Source organism: Robertmurraya sp. GLU-23 (assembly GCF_052983275.1).
Genome location: NZ_JBRKCV010000001.1, coordinates 696,840 through 719,617, shown reverse-complemented (window position 1 = coordinate 719,617; position 22,778 = coordinate 696,840). Strand labels below are relative to the sequence as shown.

Genomic DNA, 22,778 nt, shown 5'->3' with positions numbered 1-22,778 from the left:
GAAACCGTCTAATGTAATTTTCTAATGGTATCATGGAATACCATTCTGAAGAGTATCAATTGTATTACAAACATATTTCTTGTTGAAGTTTATTTTATTGTATAAATAACAATCCACCTCAAAAGAGCAACAGAATTCATTGTATAACATTTTTTTACTTTTGTCAAAAAAGCTCCCCATAAGGAGAGCTATGCTAGCTTTTCACTAGTTTGATCATCAATGGGAACAGTTGCATATAACACTTCAATTTCTAATTCCTTTTGATACTTCTGTTGGGTCTCTTTATTCCAGTCAAGTTCTTCAGCCATGAAATCCAACACTTGGTCTTTATATGTTTTAACCGTATTTATATCAAAAAGAAGGGCCCCAGTTCTCCGATTGAAAAAATCAATAGGTGAATACGCCATTTCATGATCGATTGCGTACTTTAATTGTGCAAATAAAGTTACAGGGATTTGATATTTTCTTGCTTCCTCTTTATTTTTTTGGATAATCTCCAGTAAGATAGGCACGTTGGAGCCATACATTTTTATCAATTTCTTTGCGTCTTCGGGTGATAATCCTACTTCAACTCCCTTTTTGACTTGATTAGAAATATACATATTAAATCCTGTACTCCCCCCAACATCGCCTCCAGAAATAGGATAATCCTTTGTGCGACAACTTGAGAACTCCTCTCCTGATTCTTCATTATATTTTTTTGCTAATAAGTCAACAACTGTCTCCGCCATTTTTCTATAGCCTGTTAACTTTCCACCCGCAATTGTAATCAAGCCTGACTTTGATTCCCATATTTCGTCTTTTCTTGAAATTTCAGAAGGATTTTTTCCTTCCTCCCAAATTAATGGTCTAACTCCAGCCCAATTCGATTCAATATCATCAGCTGAAATCTGAACTGTAGGAAACATATAGTTGATACTAGCAATAATATAGTCTCGGTCGCTTTTGGTCATTCTAGGTTGGGCAATGGACTCGTCATAGAATGTATCAGTTGTACCTACATAAGTTTTTCCATCCCTAGGAATAGCGAATACCATTCTACCGTCAGGTGTATCAAAGTAAATGGCCTGCTTGAGAGGAAATCTTTCTTGATTAACAACAATATGCACACCTTTGGAAAGCTTTAGCACTTTCCCAGCTTTGGATCGATCAAGTTCTCGAATACTATCTACCCAAGGACCAGCAGCATTAATCACTTTCTTTGCCCGAATTTCATATGATTCTCCACTAATTAAATCACTTACTTTCGCGCCAACAATTTTACCATGTTCATAAACGAGTTTTTCTACCTTTGTATAATTAATCGCACATGCGCCCTTGTCAACCGCTGCCTTCATTACTTCTATTGTAAGCCTTGCATCATCCGTACGATATTCGACATAGTAACCGCCACCCTTTAACCCATCCTGTTTCACAAGCGGTTCCTTTGTTAAGGTTTCATTTTTTGAGAACATCACTCTTCTCTCTGATTTTTTAACTCCCGCTAAAAAGTCATAAATACGTAACCCTACAGAAGTACTAAACTTCCCAAATGTCCCGCCTTGATGAAAAGGAAGCAGCATCCATTCTGGCGTAGTTACATGTGGGCCATTCTCATACACAATGGCTCTTTCCTTACCAACCTCCGCCACCATTTTCACTTGAAATTGTTTTAAATACCGCAATCCACCATGAACAAGTTTTGTTGAACGACTGGAAGTACCAGCAGAAAAATCTTGCATATCAACAACCGCCGTTTTCATTCCGCGAAGGGAGGCATCTAGTGCAATACCAGCACCTGTGATTCCACCACCAATAACTAAGACATCATAATGTTTTGATGAAAGTTCAGTTACTAGATATTTTCTTTGTTTATTTGAAAAACTCATCCCTGTTTCCCCCTACTTCTTAATTAGAGTGAATAAAAAAGACCACAAAATGCACTATCCTTAAAGATAATGATTTTGTGGTCTCTCCGATTCTCCAACCTGAATTATTAACTTGCTATTATTATACCAAACTGTATGTCACTGGTAAACATTAATCACATCAATATATTATTTAAATGACATTGCTGCATGAACAGCCTTTTTCCATCCAGAATATAGCTCTTCTCTTTTATCAGGATCCATTTTCGGTTCAAAAGCACGATCCACTGCCCATTGCTTAGCAATATCTTCTCTGCTTTCCCAATACCCAACCGCTAATCCAGCTAAGTAAGCAGCACCTAGTGCGGTCGTTTCATTTACCTTTGGTCTTTCCACTGGTACGTTTAAAATATCAGATTGGAAGCTCATCAAGAAGTCATTCTTAACAGCCCCGCCATCTACTCTTAACGCTTTAAGTTCAATACCGGAATCCGCTTCCATGGCAGAAAGAACATCCTTTGTTTGATAAGCTAAAGATTCTAGAGTAGCACGGACAAAATGCTCTTTTGAAGTTCCTCTTGTTAACCCAAAGACCGCACCACGAACATCGCTATCCCAATAAGGTGTACCTAATCCAACGAAAGCTGGAACAACATATACTCCTTCCGTTGATTCTACTTTTGACGCGTAGCTTTCACTATCCGCAGCATTCTTTAACATTCTAAGTCCATCTCGAAGCCATTGAATGGCAGAGCCCGCAACGAAGATACTCCCCTCTAACGCATACTCAACCTTCCCATCAACACCCCACGCTAACGTAGTCAGTAAGCCATTGTCGGATTTCACTGCCTTTTCACCCGTGTTCATGAGCATAAAGCAGCCTGTTCCATACGTATTTTTAGCCATCCCTTCACCAAAACAAGCTTGACCAAACAAGGCAGCCTGTTGGTCTCCAGCAATCCCCGCAATCGGAACCTCTTGCCCAAAGAAATGATAATCAACCGTATGTGCATACACTTCTGAGGACGGACGAACTTCAGGAAGCATGGATTTTGGAACTGATAAAATTTCAAGAAGCTCCTCATCCCATTTCAAATCGTAAATATTATACATTAATGTACGAGACGCATTCGAGTAATCGGTAACATGAGCTTTCCCACCGGATAACTTCCATACGAGCCAAGTATCTATTGTTCCAAAAAGAAGTTTCCCTTGATCTGCCTTTTCACGTGCACCTTCTACATTGTCGAGAATCCATTTTACCTTTGTTCCTGAGAAATAAGCATCGATAAGAAGACCTGTTTTATCACGGAAAAGATCATTGTATCCTTTTGCTCTTAACTCATCACATATTCCACTTGTTTGTCTCGATTGCCAAACAATTGCATGGTAGACTGGAAGACCTGTTTCCTTATCCCAAACTACAGCTGTCTCACGTTGGTTTGTTATCCCCAATCCAGCAATTTGTTCAGGTTTTACATTCGATTCGGACATAACACTCGCAATAACAGCTAATATAGACCCCCAAATTTCGCTCGCATTATGTTCGACCCAACCTGGCTTAGGAAAAATTTGAGTAAATTCCTTCTGAGCTACGTGGACGATTTCTCCCTCTTTGTTAAACAAAATCGCTCTAGAGCTTGTTGTACCTTGATCCAAAGATAAGATGTACTTTTCCATTAATAGTTCCCCCTAATAATAGATATTTTTAAGCTGCTTGTGAGGCAGTCGAATTACTTGATTGTTTTTTACCAAAAACATATGATAATGAAAGAACGACTATTGAAGCGCCTACTACCGGCCAAGTGTAGGAACCTGCTTCTCCTAGAAAGACTGTTTCGTAGAAAACTGCTCCTAATGCACCACCAAGAATTGGGCCAACAACTGGAATCCAGGAATAGGCCCAGTTCGAACCACCCTTACCTGGGATGGGAAGTAGAAAATGCGCAATTCTTGGACCTAGGTCACGGGCGGGATTAATCGCATACCCGGTGGTACCTCCAAGTGACATCCCAATTACCACAATTAAAAGCCCCACTGCAATTGGATTAAGTCCTTCTGTGAAATTATTTGCTCCGATAAATAATAATCCTAATACTAAAATAAAAGTACCGAACATCTCACTAAATACGTTTGAGAAAGTATGAGGAATTGCAGGACCAGTTGCAAATACACCTAACTTCGTTCCAGGGTCTTCTGTACCTTTCCAATGAGGTAAATAATGTAAGAATACTAAACTAGCTCCTATTATAGCACCAAGCAATTGAGCAATTATGTAACTCGGTACATCTGCCCAAGGAAAACTTCCATTCACCGCAAGCGCAATCGTTACAGCAGGATTTAAATGTGCCCCACTAATAGAGCCTACTGCAAAAACAGCCATGGTTACCGCTAGCCCCCACGCTAGAGTAATCACAATCCAGCCAGGATTGTTAGAATAACTCCCCTTTAGAGAAGAACCCGCTCCAATTCCCGCTCCAAACACAATCAAAATCATAGTTCCAACCACTTCACCTAAAAACGGCGACATACACATACCCCTTTCTTTTTTATAAATTTCAAGCCAACACTTTGGAACATCAAAAAAGACCCACGACAGAATACACCATTTAGGCAATCTGCGTGAGTCTCCTATTCTCCGTCACAAATGATTAACTTGTATTTACAGTATATAAATATTTGAAAACGCTGTCAATAACTATATGAATAAATTGCTAAAATTTACAAACATTTTAGTAGATTAATATAAGTTCCATAGTTCCTTTTTTGAAGTTGTTATAGACGTAGCACCTGCCTTTAATGCATTATCTACCTCATCAAACGTACGAATAAGACCCCCAGCAAAAATGGGAGTATCAAGTCTATTTTTTACTTCTTTTATCATCCAGGGCATAGCTCCTGGAAGGACTTCAATATAATCTGGCTTCGTTTTATTCACTAGCTTATAGCTCTTTTCTAGTGCATGGGAATCAATTAAAAAAATCCTTTGAACTGCAATTACCCCTTTTTGTTTTGCTTTTAAAATGACACTTGATTTGGTAGAGATTATTCCATACGGTTTAATTTCCTGACAAATATATTCTGTTCCATAATCATCATTTTTCAGACCATGAATCATATCAACATGGTAGATCATGTCCTTTCCATGCGCCTTAGCTAATTGATTAATATTTTTCAACTGGGCGATATGCGTTTCTAAGAACACCCCTACTCGATACGAGCTTTTTAAGAATAACTCAAAATCCTTTAAATTTGATGATGCTGGCAATATTTTTTGGTCCATCCTCTCACATCCTTATCTATTATCTTATTTTGTATATTCGTAATTCTCAAGGACTTTTTATGCAAAAAAAGAAAAAGCCAACCATTGTTACCGGTTGACCTTTTTCTCTTATGCCTGTTTTTTAGTTTTGACTGTCGTTCGTTTTTTCTTGGTAGCTTCTGTCGTCGCTTGTTTCGGTTTTGTTTTATCAATAGACGCTTGTAGAGCAGCCATTAAATCAGTGACATTTGACTTTTGTTCTTTTTCAACTGGCGTAACAATATCTTTACCTGATCGCTTAGATTCAATTAGTTCAATCAATGCGGTTCGATAATCATCCGTGTATTTTTCCGGATTAAACGTTGTGGTTAATTGATCAATCAACATAATAGCTGTATCAAGTTCTTTATCTGTTACTTTATCTTCCGCAGGAACATTTGGGACATCAGCTGCGGATCTTACCTCATCCGGAAAATGAATCGTTTCCATTACTAATGAGTTTTCATACACTCGTATGACAGCCAACTGTTCTTTTGATCGAATGATAATCTTTGCTAGGCCAACCTTTTCAGATTCTTGAAGTGCCTTTCTTAATAAGGAGTATGCCTTTCCACCCCCATCACTCGGGGACATATAATAACTTCGATCAAAATAGATTGGATCGATTTCCTCCATCTTTACGAAATCAATAATCTCCACTGCCTTTTCTTCATTCTCTTTTTTTAATTTATTAAAATCCTCGTCTTCCAGAATGACGAATTTTCCTTTTGTGTATTCATATGCTCGAACAATTTCATCTTGCTTAACTTCTTCATCGCAAACAGGACAAGTTTTTTCATATTTAATCGGAGAGTGACATTTCTTGTGTAATGTCCGAAGCTTAATGTCCTTATCTTCTGTTGCCGAATGAAGCTTGATGGGGATATTTACAAGCCCAAAGCTGATACTCCCTTTCCAAATTGTATGCATGTGCATTCTCCATTCCTATTAGCCATTTTTATTATTTTTGCTTTAAAAAAACACATTATCCTACTTACTATTTGGAAAAAGAGTAAGTAAATGATGATATAGGAAAACTAATAAGTAAGGAGAGTGATTCGTGTGAAACCAATGCTACCTACTTTAACATTTGAGGTACCACAAGGTGATAATTGGAACTACGAAGTAAAATACGATGGCTTTCGTGCCCTTTTATTTTGGGATAAGGAAATAAAATTAATAAGCAGAAACGGAAACTCCTTACTCGAAATTTTCCCAGAAATTAAACTTTACTTAGAAAAAAACAATGAAGTATTTAAAGAATTTCTACCCTTGGTACTCGACGGGGAGTTAGTGTATCTTGAAAATGAATATAAAGCGCATTTTAGCAACATTCAAGTTCGAGGCAGAATGCGCAGCGAAAAAAAAATACTTGAAAAAGCATTGCATAATCCATGCCGTCTCCTTGTATTTGACTTATTATCATTAAACGGAAAACCTTACAGTGATAGGAATTATGTTGATCGTAAAAAAGCACTTCTTAAGCTTTTTGAAGACTGTCACTTACCCACAGCTCCCGACCCCGTGAGTTCAGATTTAATTCAGCTAATCCCCGCTTCTAAAGATTATCAAGCCGTTTGGGAACACGTCGTTTTACATGATGGTGAAGGAATTGTGGCCAAACAAGATACAAATCAGTGGGAAGAAGGCAAACGAACCACTCTTTGGTTGAAGTTTAAAAACTTTAAATATGTTTCCTGTTTTGTCACGGCATATGAAAAGTCAAATGGGTATTTTTATGTAGGGGTTTACAAGGATACCAATATATATCCAATTGGACAATTTTTATTTGGAATTAAACCCGAGGAAAAACAAGCCTTATTTCAAATTATTAAAGAAAATAAAACAAAAGAGGATGACCGGTTCATCTACGTTCAACCTGCGATCTGCTTAGAGATTAAGTATTTAGAACTTTATGATGAACAAATGCGTGAGCCTCATTTTGAACGGTTTCGATTTGATCTTTCACCTGAGGATTGTACGTTTGATAAATTTGTTCACCAGCAAAAGAATTTGCCTCAGGATATTGATATTACCCATCCAGAAAAGCCCTTGTGGGAGAAGCCAGCGGTGAAAAAGATTGATTTTATTCGTTATTTACAGGAAATTTCACCGTATTTATTGCCCTTTTTACATAACCGACTATTAACCGTTATACGTTATCCACATGGGATGTTCGGTGAAGCTTTTTATCAAAAAAACTGCCCTGACTATGCACCTGATTTCGTTGAAACCGCCTTACACGAGGGAATCAATTATATCGTTTGCAATAATTTAAAAACGTTATTATGGTTAGGTAACCAGCTAGCATTTGAGTTCCATATTCCTTTTCAAACTCTATCTAGTTACGGACCAAGTGAAATTGTGTTAGATCTGGATCCTCCATCTAGAAAGGAGTTTAAACTAGCTATTAAAGCTGCTCAAATGATAAAAGAAGTTCTCGACCAATTGAAACTGAATGGGTTTGTAAAAACGTCGGGAAATAAAGGGCTACAGATTTATATCCCACTTCCTGAAAATGAATTTTCTTACGATGATACAAGACTGTTTACAGAATTCATAGCCGAATATTTAATCTCGAAAGCACCTGATTCATTTACTATTGAACGCTTAAAGAAAAATAGGCAAAATAAATTGTATATCGATTATATTCAACATGCTGAAGGGAAAACCATTGTGTCACCATATTCTGCAAGGGGAAATGATACTGCTGCTTTAGCCACTCCCTTATTTTGGGATGAGGTAACAGACGAACTTCGTATGGAGGATTTTACAATCTTAAACATGATGAAGCGTATCAATGAAAAAGGCGACCCGTTTCAATCCTATTTCGAGACGAAACAAAAGCAAAACTTTTCACCCATTCTTGTATTTTTAAAACAAAAAAAATAGCCGGGGATTGAACTGCACCCCGGCTTACCTTACAGCCATTCATTTAACATCTGTTTTGAATATTCTTCCAGTTTCTTATATTGACTGATTTCTTTTGTGATTTCTTCCTTTTTCACATAAGAAAATACTTGTTGTTCCAACTGAACTTCTATTTGAAAACGATTTGTAAAGGTTGCATTCCCGATTAAGTCAATTTTAAAAGAGTCACCAACTTTATGCGCAACACAGCGTACCTTTCCACCTGGGTTAAACACATCTATCGGCTGTTCAAACTTATTTAGGCCAAGCAAACAAGTAACAAGTGTAGAAGCAGACATCGCTGTTCCACAAGCATTCGTAAACCCAACCCCTCTTTCAAATGTACGTACAAAGATACTTCCTTCCTGAAGCGGCTTAACGAAACTCACATTTACTCCATCTGGAAATAACTCGTTTGGATTATTTACCTTTTCACTCAGTTCTTTTTGTATATTTGATTGAATTTGATCTTTTGATACAATTCCAATTAGATGAGGGTTTGGTACTGCAACTGCAGTGAACTTAATTTCTGAAAGTTCTTGTATTGGTTCATCTATTAATGTTTTTTGATTCATATTTAATGGAAGATCTTTAAGTTCAAAGGAAACAGGCGAGATTTCTACCTGATATGTAGGGATTTCTCCAAGTATGCTTTCTCGCTCTTTCACTTCCAAATTCGCTTTCATCGTTTCTATGATTGCATTTTGGATGGAAAGTTTTTCACAAACATAACGGGCTACACAGCGTAATCCATTTCCACACATTGACGCCTCTGATCCATCTGCATTAAATACTCTCATTTTGGCATCAAATTTTTCACTACCTAGTACAAATAAAATACCATCAGCTCCAACACCATTTTCTCTATTACAAAGAAGTAATGCAAGCTCGGATCGCTGTTGCTCAGTAAATAAAGGATTGGTCATTTCATCAATGATGAGGAAGTCATTATTTGATCCATGACATTTTAATATTTCTAAAATCACATTCAAACCTCCGTAAACATACATATTAATATCCTACATTTCCTCTATTGTACAATAAAATAATCGTGTAGAACATTATGTTTTTATTTTATAGATAACAAATATCTTCTACAACCATACGATTAGACCAATTGATTGCTTCAGCATATAGTTTGAATAAATCTGTTTCCATGATTCCAAGCTTTTTACATAATTCTCCGATCATTTTCCATTGTGCCTTTTCAACAGCAACGGCAAGGTCCAACACATCTTTATACTCGTTTTGCACTCCCATTAACGCTTGGACCATCTCCTCGTTTAGCGGAAGGGAATCAATCATTTTCTCTATTGGAATGGCTTTAACCCCATTCATAAAAGAAAAAATTCCTGTCATAAAGTATCCTGGTATTTTTTCGGATTTACCATTCCGTATTCTCCCAATTTCTTCGCACAGTCTCCCTCTTGTTAAGCATAGTTTTGCCACGTCTAAGGAAACACTAGAGGTTTGAGTTAATTCTTCCCTTGCTGCCAAAACATATATCCAGTTCTCTATTTCAAAGGGTCCAAACTGTTCGACCGCTTGGCGAATATGATAGATTTTTTCTTTTAATTTATTTGCAGGTGAATTAATTAGTTTTAGAATTTTGTATGAAAGAGAAGGATCTCTTTCAATAAATTCAACTATATCATTAACAGAAGTCTTTTCCTTTGATATAAATGCTCTCATATCAACATAAGAGGTAAAACAAGCTGGGATATCAAATGTTGAGAAAATGGCAGGCTTTGCAAAATAATAGCCTTGAAACAGACTATAGCCATTAGATTTTGCTTCCAAATATTCTTCATTGGTTTCTATTTTTTCAGCGATTAAGGTTGTATTACTATCCATTGCCTTCTTATTTATGCGCTGTCTTACGCTCTTATCTGTTTTTTGGAAGTCAACCTTTATAAAATTCGCCTGTTCTAATAGGTCATTTGAATAGGGGTTTAATTCATCTAGCAAGCTAGAATTAATCGCAATTTTATAATGACTTTTCTTCATTTCTTTTATAATTTCTAATAGATTTCTACTTGGGCGTGTAGTTTCAACAAGCTCTACGACAATTTTCTTTGAACTAACATAGGAAGGCAATCTCATATCTATAAGTTTCTCTGTAAAATTTATAAAACAAGGCCTTCCTTCAGAAAGAGCATCTATCCCTATATTTAGAAAGCTATTAATGATCAACTCAGTAGTAGCTCGGTCACCATCTACATTTGGAAATTCATTAATATTATTATTTCGATAAAGCAGCTCGTAAGCAAATATCCCTTCTTGCTGATTAAATATCGGCTGCCTTGCAACAAAAACTTCCATCTAACTCCCTCCGACCATTGCTCTTTGGCGAATATTTATATTTTATCGGAGGGAAATCATAGATACTGTCGAAGTTTGTAGGAAAGAAAATATTTATTGTTCTATAAATAAAAATAAGGAGCATCTCATAAAAGGATGCTCCTTATCAATCATATATAATGGGTAAAGAAATTAACAAGGAATAAAAAAGCGATAACATAAAGAGGAACTGAAACGTCTCTCGCTTTACCTATTGAAATTTTTACGAGCGGATATAATATAAATCCGATTGCGATTCCGTCAGCAATGCTATACGTGAATGGGATCATCACAATCATTATCAACGCAGGAAAGCTCTCGCTTAAATCCTTCATGTCTAGGTTTCGGATATTTTGAAGCATTAATCCACCAATAATAATGAGGATAGGTGCGATTGCCGAATCTGGTATCCACTTAAAAACCGGGATAAAAAATGCAGAAGCAGCAAATAAAAGACCTGTTGTTACAGCAGTTAACCCTGTTTTTCCACCTGCAGCCATACTCGATATACTTTCCACTGTAGAAACAGTTGGACTAGTACCGAAAATAGCTGAAACAAAGGCAGAAACAGAATTTGCTTGTAAACCTTTGGAAAACTTTTCTGGATGATTGATAAATTGCGCGTGGCCATGAACCAAGCCGATATTTTCAAAAATTAGTACCATCGATAATGAAAATACGGCAACCCAAAAAGAAAAAGTAAGCATTTTAGCAAACGACATAGCCCCAAAAACTTCTACGTATTCGCTGATAGCGAAACTTGCTTGATTTCCCCCAGAAACATCGATGGTTCCAAAAACCCAAGCAATTATTGTTCCAACCGCTACCGTTAACAGAAAGTTTCCTGGAACTCCTCTTAAAAATAAAATAACCGCAATAACAAAGGTAAAAATAGAAGCCAAGACACTAGGTTCATTTAACGCACCAAGTGCTATTAAACTATTGGTCCCTTTTACAACTAAGCCGGCTTTTTCTAGACCAATAAACATGAGAAATAGCCCTAAGCCTACCGTTATTGCTTCCTTTAATGACTGCGGGATTGCCTGACTAAGCTTAATAGACAAGCTAGTAAAGGCAACAATCATAAACATTATTCCGGATACAAATACAACCGCTAACGCTTCCTGCCAGCTAAGACCCATTGTTTGCACGAGGGTATAAGAAAACAGTGCGTTAATTCCCATTCCTGGAACAAGAATAATTGGTGCATTTGCCCACAAGCCCATTAGAAGACAACCGACAACAGACGTAAGAATAGTCGCGATTATTGCTCCTTCAAGCGGAATACCTGCTTCAGATAAGATAAGCGAATTAACAGCAACAATATACACAATTGTGAAAAAGCCAATGGTTCCTGCAGCTATCTCCTTTTGAAGGGATGATCCATGCGCTTCAATCCTAAAAAAACGATGTAACCATGCACTTATCATATGGATTCCAATCTATTTAATTAGCCCTCTCCCTACCCGCTTTCACTCAGTAAATATGAGTCAGCCACAATCATATATTTTATCACATTTTGCCCTTACTGCCAATTCCTTGTTAAGGTAGTCGCATCAATTCTTTATACATATTTTCTTTATCAAGAGCACCTGTCACTTTATTTCTTATGACTCCGGTTGAATCAATAAAATAACTTGTTGGATATGCCAAGATTTCATATTCAGCATACACTTCTCCCTTTTCGTCTAATAAAATGGGAAAGGTCAGTTTTTGGTCGCGGACGAAGGCTGTTACGTCCTCAAGGCTATCTTCCGTGTTTGTCATGTTCAACGCAAGAATGACAAATCCATCATCCTTATGTTCTTTATACAACTCCTCCATATGTGGCATTTCAGCTTTACAAGGTGGACACCAACTTGCCCAAAAATTCAATAGAACCTTCTTTCCACGATAATCTGACAGGCTCACTTGGTTCCCGTTTAAATCCATCACTTGAACGTTTGGTGCTTGATTCTCCAATTTTATTCCTACTGGAAGACTGTTGGCATCTTTGATTATTTCGTATTTATTTTCGTCTACTTTGCTAATTAACCCCTTCTCTTTTAATACAAACTTGTCAATGATAAACAGAACTGAGACAATCAACGCAATGATGATCATAAATTTTCTCATCGTAAATCCTCCACAATAAAAACCAACCCAGGTTGAAGTTGGTTTCATCATACTATAACTATTTAAATTATTCTATCTCAGAGCTCAATGATTTCTATAGCGATAAATCTTGGTCAGAATGGAAAGGAGTATGACTTTATCGTAATCGGATACTTCTTTACTAAAAGTAAGTATGGGTGTATTAACATCTTTAATATGCTTGTCCCAGATACGCGGCAGAAAACCTCGTCTCACTCTAGCCAATATTTCTCCTTGAAAGTTGTATAGTTTGATATCCGTAAAAAAGGCAGAGGATTGAACCATTACTTCCTTTTTAGCAGTATTCGTTTCTACCACATACCTTTTAATAGACTTCCTTTGAACACGCGTAACACATTTACCACCCACAACATTCATGATTAAAATGTTCTTACCTTTTAGTATAAACGTGTATAACTCTCCAACATCTGACTTTGAAAAGGTATACGTTTTCGGGAAAAGTTGATCTATAAAATAAGGAATAAACCATCTAAATTTGTATTGATAAAAGTCCTTTATTTCCGCACTAAGTTGACCATTTTCACTAAACAGAAGCATCCTTAATGACGGGGCAGGAAGAAACTGAATAGCCATAGAAGAACCTACAACAGACTCTTCTGATCTCCCAATAACCGACTCTTCCGAATCTTCCATTCTATGTTTATTGACTAGAAATATTTGATAAGATATGAAACTGTAAACAATAAAAGGCAGAATTGATAGGAGAATACTATAATGTTGTTTCAGAGTAATACCGATACATACTAGAAAAAATGGTGGTATTAGTGCAACAATGCTCGCATGTAAACTTGTCATCGCTGCGTAGTAATAATAATTATGGATTTTCATAAAACAGTCTCCTTAGAAAAAATTTCCCTAATTCATTCTATGAAACTGTTTCACTATTCATGATACTTCTTATTATCCTTGCACCCTTACTTTTGTTCGGTGAATTACATTCTTCACTTTTTTCAAACAGTTACCAAAAAAAAGTGATAGTTTTTTCTCAATTTTTCCAGCCCCATATACATAACGTTGATAAAAGAATTGAATAACCTCTTCAAGAAACAAGAGAGTAATAAAAGGTGTAAGTGCAAGCAAGACCCATACCGTCATTTTAATCTCCTCCCTGATCATGTTTTACATTGTATTCAAAACAAAACCAATCAATGAAACTTGTAATATATGTAATTTCAGGCTTAAAGACGCATAATAGCCTCAATACTTGCAAGCCCATCTTCGTATCCTTGTTGATATAGCTCTTCTAGTCTCGTCGCATTCCTCTCTAATCGTCCAACCTTAATTGGGCTTGATGGTCGAATAACCATAATATTTCCCTTCTTTTCTTCCTGTATAATCTCATTTATTGTGTCATTATACATTTGATATCGGCGTGTTAACGCTCGTTGAAGACCGGGATACTGAGAGTACTTCTTTTTCACAATAAAACCAAATCGTGATGGTTTTTTTGTATACCCTTCGTTTCTAGTTAATACGATAACATTCTTTCCAAAACCATCACTCTTGGCCTTTTTTAAAGGAATCGAATCACTTATTCCACCATCTAATAAGTATTTACCTTTAAAAAAAATTTCTTGTGATACAAATGGCAGAGAGCTCGACGCCTTCAATACCGTCAGCATATCTTTACCATAATCACTTTTTTTAAAATACACAGGTTGACCCGAAATACAGTCAGTTGTTCCAATGACAAATTCTGTTTTATTTTGATAAAACGTTTCGAAGTCAAAAGGGATTAGCCTTGATGGAATTTCATTGAAGATGAAATCCATCCCAAATAACTCCCGTTTTTTTATATAATTCTGCAAAGAGAGATAGCGTGAATCCGATATATACTCAAGATTCACCCTTTTATTTCTCCCTTTCTGCTGTGATAAATACGAAGCAGCATTACAAGCACCTGCAGACACTCCTATGACATAAGGAAAAGATATTCCATTGTCTAAGAAACTCTCTAACACACCTGCTGTATATACTCCGCGCATTCCGCCGCCTTCTAATACAAGACCTGTTCCCTCTACAAACACACCATTACTTCCTTTCTTTATACCTTCATTTACATATTATAACAAATTTCAATTTTTCTTACATACAAAAAAGCCAAGAGTCCTCTAGGCTTTTTATGTGAATCATTATCGTATGAGACGGAAAATGAGCGGAATTCGATAAGATGTTCCCTCGTACGCTTTAATAGCCCCAATAATCGTAAAGATAAATCCAGCCAGTCCAACGACCCAAATGGTTAAAAAACCAACTAAGACAATCATTAAAATAACACTAACAAACGTGTAGACGGTGTAGGAGATAAAAAAATTCATGTACTCTTTTCCATGGTAATCAATGTATGATGATGAATCTTTTTTAATAAGCCAAATTAGCAATGGCCCGATAAACACTGTAAAAAAGCTAATCACATAAATGGCAGCTGCCAAGGTTCTTTCTTCATTTGTTGGCATTCTATTCACTCCTTTTTATCCTATAGTATTATTTACGGTTGAAATTATGAAAGGTTTCATAAGAATTATGTACAAATATTCCGGCTTCGAAAGTTCTTGATCTGGACACGCTGCCATAGATATATAGTAGTCAACTTATAGAGAGGTGAAGCAACTAATGATGTCTAAAATAGAAGCATTTGTACTCGGTATTATACAGGGATTAACAGAATTTATACCCATCTCTAGTACTGGTCACTTGTATTTAGGAAGGCATTTATTTGGACTTGATGAAGCGGGTATTTTCTTAGATACGATGCTACATATCGGAACACTATTAGCGGTTTTAGTCATTTATAAAAATGAACTCATTACAATCATAAAGAATCCTTTTGGAAAGCTTTCTAAACTTGTTATCATTGGTACGATTCCAGCAGTTATAGTTGGGCTCTTATTAAGTGATTTATTTGATTCTATCTCTAAGAGCGGTATCACCATAGGCTGGGAATTTATTATTACTGGAATTATTTTATGGATCGCAGAGGGTGTACGTCGCGGTGAAAAAACGCTTCATTCTATCACATACGGAGACGCTTTATTCATCGGAACTTTCCAAGCTGCAGCGATCTTCCCTGCTGTTTCACGTTCAGGGTTAACTATTGCCGCCGGTCTGTTCAGAAAGCTCGATCGCGAAACTGCTGCCTACTTCTCATTTCTACTTTCTATTCCAGCTATTGCTGGTGGAGTGGTTTTACAAATTGGAGAATTAGCATCTGGACAGGTTGAGAATATTAGCTTTAGCAGTCTTCTTGTTGCGACAATTGCTTCAGCTTTATTTGGATATTTTGCCATTGTTTGGATGATAAATTTTTTAAAGAAGCACTCCTTACGATTTTTTGCTGTGTATGTTTGGATATTAGGTCTATTAATCATCATACTACAGTTGATGGGAATTTTTTAATACACTCACCTTCTGGTGGGTTTTTTCCATTCTTTATAGTTTGGGAGATTGAAACATAAAAGAATATGAATGAAAGTTAGGTTGAAAAGATGAACAAAATACTATTAAAAAATGCTCATATTTATCCCATTACTTCAAAACCCATTCATTGTGGGGATATCTTAATCGAGGATGGTAAAATAAGTAAAATTCATTCTAAAATTTCTTCTGACAGTACAACAAAGATCATTGATTGCAATGGTTATTTTTTATTACCAGGTTTTATTGATACACATACCCATTTAGGACTTTACGATGAAGGGACAGGCTGGGCTGGTAATGATGCGAACGAAACAATCGATCCAATGAGTCCTCATGTTCGTGCCATAGATGGTGTGTATCCTCTTGACCCTGCCTTTTCTGATGCTATCAAGCATGGAATCACCACTGCTCATGTTATGCCAGGAAGCGCCAACGTAATTGGAGGAACGACCTCTGTCATTAAGACATTTGGAAAAAATATTGAAAAGATGATTGCGCAAGAAACAGCCGGTCTAAAAATTGCATTAGGTGAAAATCCAAAAAGAATCCATAGTCAAGGAAATAATGATTCGATCACTAGAATGGGAATCATGGGAATGCTTCGTGAAAAGTTTAGAGAAGCTCAGTATTGTGATAATCCAGATTTATTACGAATTGCTCCGATTGTTATGGCATTAAAACGAGAGATACCAGTTCGTATACATGCTCATCGGGCAGACGATATCATTTCGGCGGTTCGATTTGCAGAAGAATTTAACCTTGACTTACGAATAGAACATTGTACAGAAGGCCATCTTGTTGCAGAAGAATTGGAAGGGATTGGTCTCAAGGTTAGTGTTGGCCCAACCCTAACAAGGCGTTCAAAAGTAGAACTAAAGAACAAAAGTTGGAAAACTTATCAGGAATTAACTGACCATGGAGTAGAAGTCTCCATTACAACGGATCATCCATATACCCCTATTCAGTACTTAAATATTTGTGCAGCAATTGCTACTCGAGAAGGACTTCCAGAACAAAAGGCATTAGAAGGAATTACTATATTACCAGCACGAAATTTACGACTTGAGAATAAAATAGGAAGCATTGAAATTGGTAAAGAAGCAGACCTTGTTCTTTGGAGTCATCATCCATTCCATTTTTTATCAAAACCAAAATGGACAATGATAAAAGGCTCTATAGTATATAGTCAAGCGTGATTTTTGTAGGATTTTGTCTGTCAAAAATTGACGATAAAAATAGATCATTTTCTATGCATTTTCCTATTCCAATCGGGAATAAATTTTAGTATGATACTTTAGTGAGTAATAAGTAATTTGTTTTATTAGAATAAAATATAGGCAAGACTAGGGAAGGCAAATGGTGCGCCACCAGGTATCTGGTTCTAGTGGGTTCGATTCCCACCCCGAAATTTTTTAGCACTACAAAAAATTTCGAGGGTAGGATCGGAGCTCTATTTGTCATGGAGTCGGACTGTCCTCATATTGGAGGGATACACATGATCAAGAAGCGCGAGCTTCACGACTGCCATGCACTTTACGATTTGATGACGCATCCAGAAGTCTTTCCTTTTGTACGTCAAAAAGCACATTGTTATGACGAATATTTATTTATAACAAAACAAACAATGGAAGCAGAAGAACGTGGAGAAATAATCTCTCGTACGATTCTTGATGAATGGGGTTCTCCAATAGGTACTATTAATTTGTTTGATATCGAGGACAATGCCGGCTTTCTTGGCACTTGGCTTGGAAAACCATACCATGGCAAAGGATACAATAAGATTGCCAAAGAAACTTTTTTTGAAGAGCTTTTTTATGAATTAGGAATAGAGACCATTTATATGCGAATAAGAAAGGTTAATGTCCGCTCCCAAAAAGCAGCTGAGAAACTTCCTTATGTTGTTTGTGCAAATGAAACGAGAAAAGCATTACTTGACCAATTAAACAAAGATGAAGATCTTTATAACTTATACGAAATACCAAAAGATTTATACACATTGCATGTTAAGCGTGAAAGCCATCATCAATCGCAACAACCTTTACATCAAGATTCAACACACCTATTAGAAGCATAAACGTATATATGATTTAAAGAAACGCTCTTTTTATAAGGAGCGTTTCTTTTATTGTGGTTGTTGAGGGACTTCCTCCTGAACCACGAAGTCGGCAGTCAGGAGGTCATCAATTTCCTCATTGGTGAGTGTTTCAAAACGCCCATCCATGTATAGTACCTGAGTTTGATTGGGATTAATGCGATTTAAGTTGAAATTCATGCAGGTCGCTTCCTTTCAAGAGATGTTGTCTTCATTTTTCACAAAAGAATTAGATTTCATTCATCCCTATCAAACTGTTCATAAAATTTAAAAAATATTATGACATGTACGTGAAAGGTTTGTGTCAAAAATTTGTTAGGCAACAGAAGTAAATGTGTTATAATTTCAATCGTTACTTGAATAGAAACTGAGGAAAATCATAATGAATCAAACACACACAAAGAAAGAAAAAATCAAACAACTTTTGTACATTCTTTTACCCATTCTCGTTACTCAACTTGCTTTATTTTCAATGAATTTTTTTGATACAACCATGTCAGGTCACTACAGTCCGATTGATCTAGCAGGTGTCGCCATTGGTTCGAGTATTTGGACTCCTGTATTTACAGGTTTAAGTGGGATTTTACTTGCAATAACTCCAGTTGTATCACAGCTTATTGGAGCAAAGAAACGTAAGGAAATACCTTTTCAGGTCATTCAAGGAGTTTATCTATCAATCACTCTAGCAATAGTTGTTCTTATCATAGGTGCGATTACATTAGACTATATTCTTCAGTCTATGAGTCTTGAACCAGCTGTTGAACAAGTTGCTCATGACTACTTAGTAGCTCTTAGTTTTGGGATTATCCCCCTATTTGTCTATCAAGTATTGCGCTCATTTATTGATGCACTTGGAAAAACTAGAGTTACCATGTTTATAGCTCTTTCCTCCCTACCTATTAATATTATTTTTAACTATATACTTATATATGGTAAATTTGGGTTTCCTGAGCTCGGGGGAGTTGGTGCTGGCTATGCCACGGCCATAACATATTGGATGGTTACAGGGATTGCGATATGGATTATTACTTCTAAAGAGTCTTTCTCAACTTTTCATGTGTTCAGTAAGATTTATCCATTCGCATTAAAAGCTTGGAAAGAAATACTTATGATTGGCATTCCGATTGGCTTAGCGATATTTTTTGAGACGAGTATTTTTGCAGCTGTTACCCTTTTGATGAGTACCTTTAATACCGTTACCATTGCTTCTCACCAAGCAGCTCTTAACTTCGCGTCTTTTCTTTACATGATCCCTCTGAGCATATCTATGGCTCTGACAATTGTTGTTGGCTTTGAAGTGGGGGCAAAAAGGTACCGTGATGCGCAAATCTATAGCTGGATTGGATTAATAATGGCTGTTAGTATGGCTCTTGTATGTGGAATTATTTTAGCTCTATTACGAACAGAAATTGCCTCTATCTATACAAGTGATCATGAAGTATTACAATTAACGGCACATTTCTTATTGTATGCATTATTTTTCCAGCTTTCAGATGCCATTCAAGCACCTGTTCAAGGTGCTCTACGCGGCTACAAGGATGTTAACATCACATTTATTATGTCACTTGTTTCTTATTGGATAGTGGGCCTTCCATTCGGCTACTATTTAGGCCATTATACCGATTGGGGTGCTTTTGGATACTGGATTGGTCTCATTTCAGGATTAGCTGTTGGTGCAATATGTTTGTCCAGTCGCTTAATCTATGTACAAAGAAAAATGTATAATAAGAAGGCCAGCTCTAACTAAAGAGCTGGCCTTTTTTCTTCTTCTTTTATACGATTCATATTCGAAATAAACAGATCCACCATTTCACTGTCCCACTGGGTGCCTTTACCAGAAAGAAGAATATTTAATGCTTTTTCTTTTATCATTCCTTTTCTATATGGACGATCAGACGTCATGGCATCAAAACTATCAGCAACTGCAATAATTCGACCATAAAGAGGAATTTCCTGTCCTTTTAACCCGTCTGGATACCCTTTTCCATCAGTTCGTTCATGGTGATGTCTAATACCTGGTAACATCCCAGCAACTTTACTTACCGGTTGTACCTGCTTTAATATATGTTCTCCAATTACGGGATGAGCTTTAATATGAGCGAACTCTTCTTCCGTTAACTTTCCTTCTTTGAGCAATACATGGTCAGGCACACCAATTTTCCCTATATCATGTAATAATGCTGTTTGGTAGAGCAGGTCTAAATCATCCTTATCTAAACCAAGGGCTTGACCAATTTCAAGGGAGAACTTTGCTACACGGGAAGAGTGACCTGACGTGTATGGATCTCTCGCATCAAGAGTAGTTGAAAGAGATGTCATAAAACTTTCTAATAGCTGTTTATTGGTGGATTCCCGTTCATTAATGGCATTCACCATATGATTAAATCCGATAAACACTTTTGAAAATTCATCTGTATACACATTTGTTTTAATAAAGTTATAGTTTTCATTTTTAACATTTTCCATTAATTCCTGTAGTTGACGTAGAGGACTTTCAATATCTCTCGTCATAAACCTAGATACTAATATGGAATATATAACGGTAAAAACAATAATTAAACCGGCCCATTGCCAATACACTTTTATTTCCATTCCGGTTAATTGCGACAATTTGATTTGTGCTGCTAAAAGGAAAAGTAGGACAGGGAGAACCCCAATAATTAATATAGTGTATTGAAATTTCTTCTGAATAGCAACAACCATATCATTTTCAAAAAATAAAGAGTTTTCACCTAATCGAAGCATATCTTTCATCGCTATTGAAATTGGTTGTATCGCTCGCAGTGTTAAATAAAACTCTGTTAATGCATGAAGAATCGCTACAAATATGGCTGCTATCGTTGAGTAAAGGATATATATCATGGGAACATGAAGCTTCCCCATAGAAATAAAGATAGCTGCTAACAATGTTGCGGGGATGGATAGTCCTAAGTAATGTGGCAGCATGATTCGTTTCACCGTAAGGATAGGAAACTGATATAGCTGTCTAAGACCTCTTCTTACTTCTTCGTCTTTTACATTGGTAGTAGTAAATACAGCTTTAATAGGCTTTATATGATAATAGAACGTAATCGCTTCACATGTGAACATACAAAAAACTGAGAGAACCATGATTAATAGTAAATAAAACTGGTCATTTGCACTAATATCAATAGTTGAAAACATGAGCGTTCCCCCGACTCCGAAGACGGCTAATAAGGAACCAATAATATAATTGGTGATTAGTTGTTTAATAAATTGTTTGTACGTTGTCATTTCTCTCACCTAGAGCCTTCATATTTTTTACTACCTCATACTATTTTACTATAAATGATTATAAGAAAAAAGAAGGAGCCAAGGATCCCTCTTTTTACTCATCCAGTTAATATTTCTTCGTCTGGATATTTGAAATTTAATTTTTGTGGTCTTGCAAGCATAAACATTAATGTTAACGGACCGATTTTCCCAATAAACATGACAAGTATGATGATCAACTTTCCGAGAACAGTCAAGCTAGCGGTTATGCCCATGGACAACCCGACTGTTCCAAATGCAGATACAACCTCAAACAATAATGGTAAAAAAGGGATAGGCTCTATGATGTTAATAAGCAATACGGCTAACACCACGATAAGAACACTGGTCATAGCAATTGCTGTCACGCGTGCAATATAACCGGATGGAATATTCCTCCTATAGATTTGAATATCATCTCGTCCTCTTAAATAGAAAAATGTAGAAAACAATATAACCATAAAGGTGGTCAACTTAATCCCACCACCAGTAGAAGCACTACCGGCACCAATAAACATTAAAATTGTTATAAAGAAGATCGTTGGATCATTCATTGAACCAATATCAATGGTGTTAAAACCTGCTGTTCTTGGTGAAACTGCTTGAAAGTAAGATGCCCATAGCTTTTCAACAGTTGTTAAGCTACCAAGAGTTAGAGGGTTTCTAAACTCTAATGCAAAAATGAGAAGAATGGATACGATATTTATTACTAGTGTCCCTACGATCATCATCTTACTATGTAAGCTAAGTTTTGAAAAAGAGTTCTTTTCCTTTAAATCAACTAATACAGTAAATCCTATTCCACCTATTATGAAAAGAGCACTAATGATAATATTTATGATAGGATCTCCCACAAACTGAATAAGATTATCCGGCCACAGGGCAAAACCAGCATTGTTGAATGCTGAAATAGAGTGAAAAAAGCTTGAAAACAACCCTTTTTTCCAACCAAATTCGGGAACAAGACGAAGTGCCAGAATAATCATGGCAATAAATTCAATAGTGATAGAAAAAAAGAACAAATTCTTAACGAGCTTTATAACCCCACCAATATTTACTTGGTTAAGAGCATGTTGCATAATCAGTCGATGTTTGAATCCAATCTTCTTTCCTAGAACAATAAAAATAAACACAGAAAAAGTCATAATCCCTAATCCACCAAGCTGTATGAGCAAAGCGATAATCAATTGTCCTACATAGGTGAAGTGTGTTCCTATATCAACTACACCTAATCCTGTTACCGTCATGGCTGAAACGGTCGTAAACAACGCATCAATAAATGTAATTGGTTTATGAGTTGAAAACGGTAATAACAAAAGTATCGTTCCTAAGAAGATAAAAAAGATAAAAATGAAAATTAATAATTGAGCAGGAGTTAATTTTATGGTTTTGTTCATAAATACCCTTCTTTTATTAAAATATAAAACGCAAAATATCATTGGAA

At 36.4% G+C, this 22,778-nt stretch carries 21 protein-coding genes; 5 read left to right on the top strand and 16 right to left on the bottom strand.

The window, feature by feature from the left end:
* Nucleotides 1-188: 188 nt before the first annotated feature.
* The 5 genes from ACVBAX_RS03675 to ku form a co-directional block, all read right to left on the bottom strand.
* Entirely contained in the window at nt 189-1,868 is a 1,680-nt protein-coding gene (locus ACVBAX_RS03675; RefSeq protein ID WP_447115917.1) for a glycerol-3-phosphate dehydrogenase/oxidase, read from the bottom strand.
* 168 nt (nt 1,869-2,036) lie between these two features.
* Nucleotides 2,037-3,527, bottom strand: a complete 1,491-nt coding sequence (gene glpK / locus ACVBAX_RS03670) for a glycerol kinase GlpK (protein WP_447115916.1) — start codon at nt 3,525-3,527, stop codon at nt 2,037-2,039.
* A 28-nt stretch (nt 3,528-3,555) separates the two neighbouring features.
* Entirely contained in the window at nt 3,556-4,377 is an 822-nt protein-coding gene (locus ACVBAX_RS03665) for an MIP/aquaporin family protein (RefSeq protein ID WP_447115915.1), read from the bottom strand.
* 210 nt (nt 4,378-4,587) lie between these two features.
* Nucleotides 4,588-5,130, bottom strand: coding sequence for a glycerol-3-phosphate responsive antiterminator (locus ACVBAX_RS03660; RefSeq protein ID WP_430773266.1), 543 nt, complete (start codon nt 5,128-5,130; stop codon nt 4,588-4,590).
* Nucleotides 5,131-5,238: 108 nt separating this feature from the next.
* On the bottom strand, nt 5,239-6,078 hold the full coding sequence (gene ku, locus ACVBAX_RS03655) for a non-homologous end joining protein Ku (protein ID WP_447115914.1): 840 nt from the start codon (nt 6,076-6,078) through the stop codon (nt 5,239-5,241).
* A gap of 132 nt (nt 6,079-6,210) precedes the next feature.
* Here ku and ACVBAX_RS03650 point away from each other — a divergent pair, with 132 nt between their 5' ends.
* The gene (locus tag ACVBAX_RS03650; RefSeq protein WP_447115913.1) at nt 6,211-8,040 is read left to right on the top strand and encodes a DNA ligase D; all 1,830 of its coding nucleotides are present in this window, start codon (nt 6,211-6,213) and stop codon (nt 8,038-8,040) included.
* A gap of 29 nt (nt 8,041-8,069) precedes the next feature.
* Here ACVBAX_RS03650 and dapF read toward each other — a convergent pair whose 3' ends face one another.
* The 8 genes from dapF to ACVBAX_RS03610 form a co-directional block, all read right to left on the bottom strand.
* Nucleotides 8,070-9,044 carry a diaminopimelate epimerase gene (gene dapF, locus ACVBAX_RS03645; protein WP_447115912.1) on the bottom strand — a complete coding sequence of 325 codons (975 nt, stop codon included), beginning with the start codon at nt 9,042-9,044 and terminating at the stop codon, nt 8,070-8,072.
* A gap of 88 nt (nt 9,045-9,132) precedes the next feature.
* Nucleotides 9,133-10,380 (bottom strand): EAL and HDOD domain-containing protein, encoded by a 1,248-nt coding sequence (locus tag ACVBAX_RS03640; protein WP_447115911.1) that lies wholly within the window; start codon nt 10,378-10,380, stop codon nt 9,133-9,135.
* A gap of 149 nt (nt 10,381-10,529) precedes the next feature.
* Nucleotides 10,530-11,825 (bottom strand): NCS2 family permease, encoded by a 1,296-nt coding sequence (locus ACVBAX_RS03635; protein ID WP_447116034.1) that lies wholly within the window; start codon nt 11,823-11,825, stop codon nt 10,530-10,532.
* A gap of 115 nt (nt 11,826-11,940) precedes the next feature.
* A complete protein-coding gene (locus tag ACVBAX_RS03630) occupies nt 11,941-12,513 on the bottom strand; it encodes a TlpA disulfide reductase family protein (protein ID WP_447115910.1) in 573 nt (190 codons plus the stop codon).
* Nucleotides 12,514-12,597: 84 nt separating this feature from the next.
* Nucleotides 12,598-13,380: a hypothetical protein gene (locus ACVBAX_RS03625; RefSeq protein WP_447115909.1), complete on the bottom strand. Its 783-nt coding sequence runs from the start codon at nt 13,378-13,380 to the stop codon at nt 12,598-12,600.
* A 72-nt stretch (nt 13,381-13,452) separates the two neighbouring features.
* Nucleotides 13,453-13,647 (bottom strand): hypothetical protein, encoded by a 195-nt coding sequence (locus ACVBAX_RS03620; RefSeq protein WP_447115908.1) that lies wholly within the window; start codon nt 13,645-13,647, stop codon nt 13,453-13,455.
* An 83-nt stretch (nt 13,648-13,730) separates the two neighbouring features.
* Complete coding sequence (locus tag ACVBAX_RS03615) at nt 13,731-14,579, bottom strand: patatin-like phospholipase family protein (protein WP_430773257.1); 849 nt, start codon at nt 14,577-14,579, stop codon at nt 13,731-13,733.
* A gap of 105 nt (nt 14,580-14,684) precedes the next feature.
* Nucleotides 14,685-15,008 carry a DUF4870 domain-containing protein gene (locus ACVBAX_RS03610; RefSeq protein WP_447115907.1) on the bottom strand — a complete coding sequence of 108 codons (324 nt, stop codon included), beginning with the start codon at nt 15,006-15,008 and terminating at the stop codon, nt 14,685-14,687.
* A 160-nt stretch (nt 15,009-15,168) separates the two neighbouring features.
* Here ACVBAX_RS03610 and ACVBAX_RS03605 point away from each other — a divergent pair, with 160 nt between their 5' ends.
* From ACVBAX_RS03605 to ACVBAX_RS03595, 3 genes are all read left to right on the top strand, one after another.
* The gene (locus ACVBAX_RS03605; RefSeq protein ID WP_447116033.1) at nt 15,169-15,948 is read left to right on the top strand and encodes an undecaprenyl-diphosphate phosphatase; all 780 of its coding nucleotides are present in this window, start codon (nt 15,169-15,171) and stop codon (nt 15,946-15,948) included.
* An 89-nt stretch (nt 15,949-16,037) separates the two neighbouring features.
* A complete protein-coding gene (locus ACVBAX_RS03600; RefSeq protein ID WP_447115906.1) occupies nt 16,038-17,165 on the top strand; it encodes an amidohydrolase in 1,128 nt (375 codons plus the stop codon).
* 299 nt (nt 17,166-17,464) lie between these two features.
* The gene (locus ACVBAX_RS03595; protein ID WP_430773254.1) at nt 17,465-18,043 is read left to right on the top strand and encodes a GNAT family N-acetyltransferase; all 579 of its coding nucleotides are present in this window, start codon (nt 17,465-17,467) and stop codon (nt 18,041-18,043) included.
* A 48-nt stretch (nt 18,044-18,091) separates the two neighbouring features.
* Here the strand turns inward: ACVBAX_RS03595 and ACVBAX_RS03590 are convergent, their stop codons facing one another.
* Nucleotides 18,092-18,241 carry a hypothetical protein gene (locus ACVBAX_RS03590; protein ID WP_447115905.1) on the bottom strand — a complete coding sequence of 50 codons (150 nt, stop codon included), beginning with the start codon at nt 18,239-18,241 and terminating at the stop codon, nt 18,092-18,094.
* A 202-nt stretch (nt 18,242-18,443) separates the two neighbouring features.
* Between ACVBAX_RS03590 and ACVBAX_RS03585 the strand changes: the two genes are divergently transcribed.
* Nucleotides 18,444-19,808 (top strand): MATE family efflux transporter, encoded by a 1,365-nt coding sequence (locus ACVBAX_RS03585; protein ID WP_447115904.1) that lies wholly within the window; start codon nt 18,444-18,446, stop codon nt 19,806-19,808.
* Here the strand turns inward: ACVBAX_RS03585 and ACVBAX_RS03580 are convergent.
* Nucleotides 19,805-21,316, bottom strand: a complete 1,512-nt coding sequence (locus ACVBAX_RS03580; protein ID WP_447115903.1) for an HD domain-containing phosphohydrolase — start codon at nt 21,314-21,316, stop codon at nt 19,805-19,807. The two genes, ACVBAX_RS03585 and ACVBAX_RS03580, sit on opposite strands and share 4 nt — an antisense overlap.
* Before the next feature lie 98 nt (nt 21,317-21,414).
* The gene (locus ACVBAX_RS03575) at nt 21,415-22,731 is read right to left on the bottom strand and encodes a TrkH family potassium uptake protein (protein WP_447115902.1); all 1,317 of its coding nucleotides are present in this window, start codon (nt 22,729-22,731) and stop codon (nt 21,415-21,417) included.
* Between the last annotated feature and the right edge of the window lie 47 nt (nt 22,732-22,778).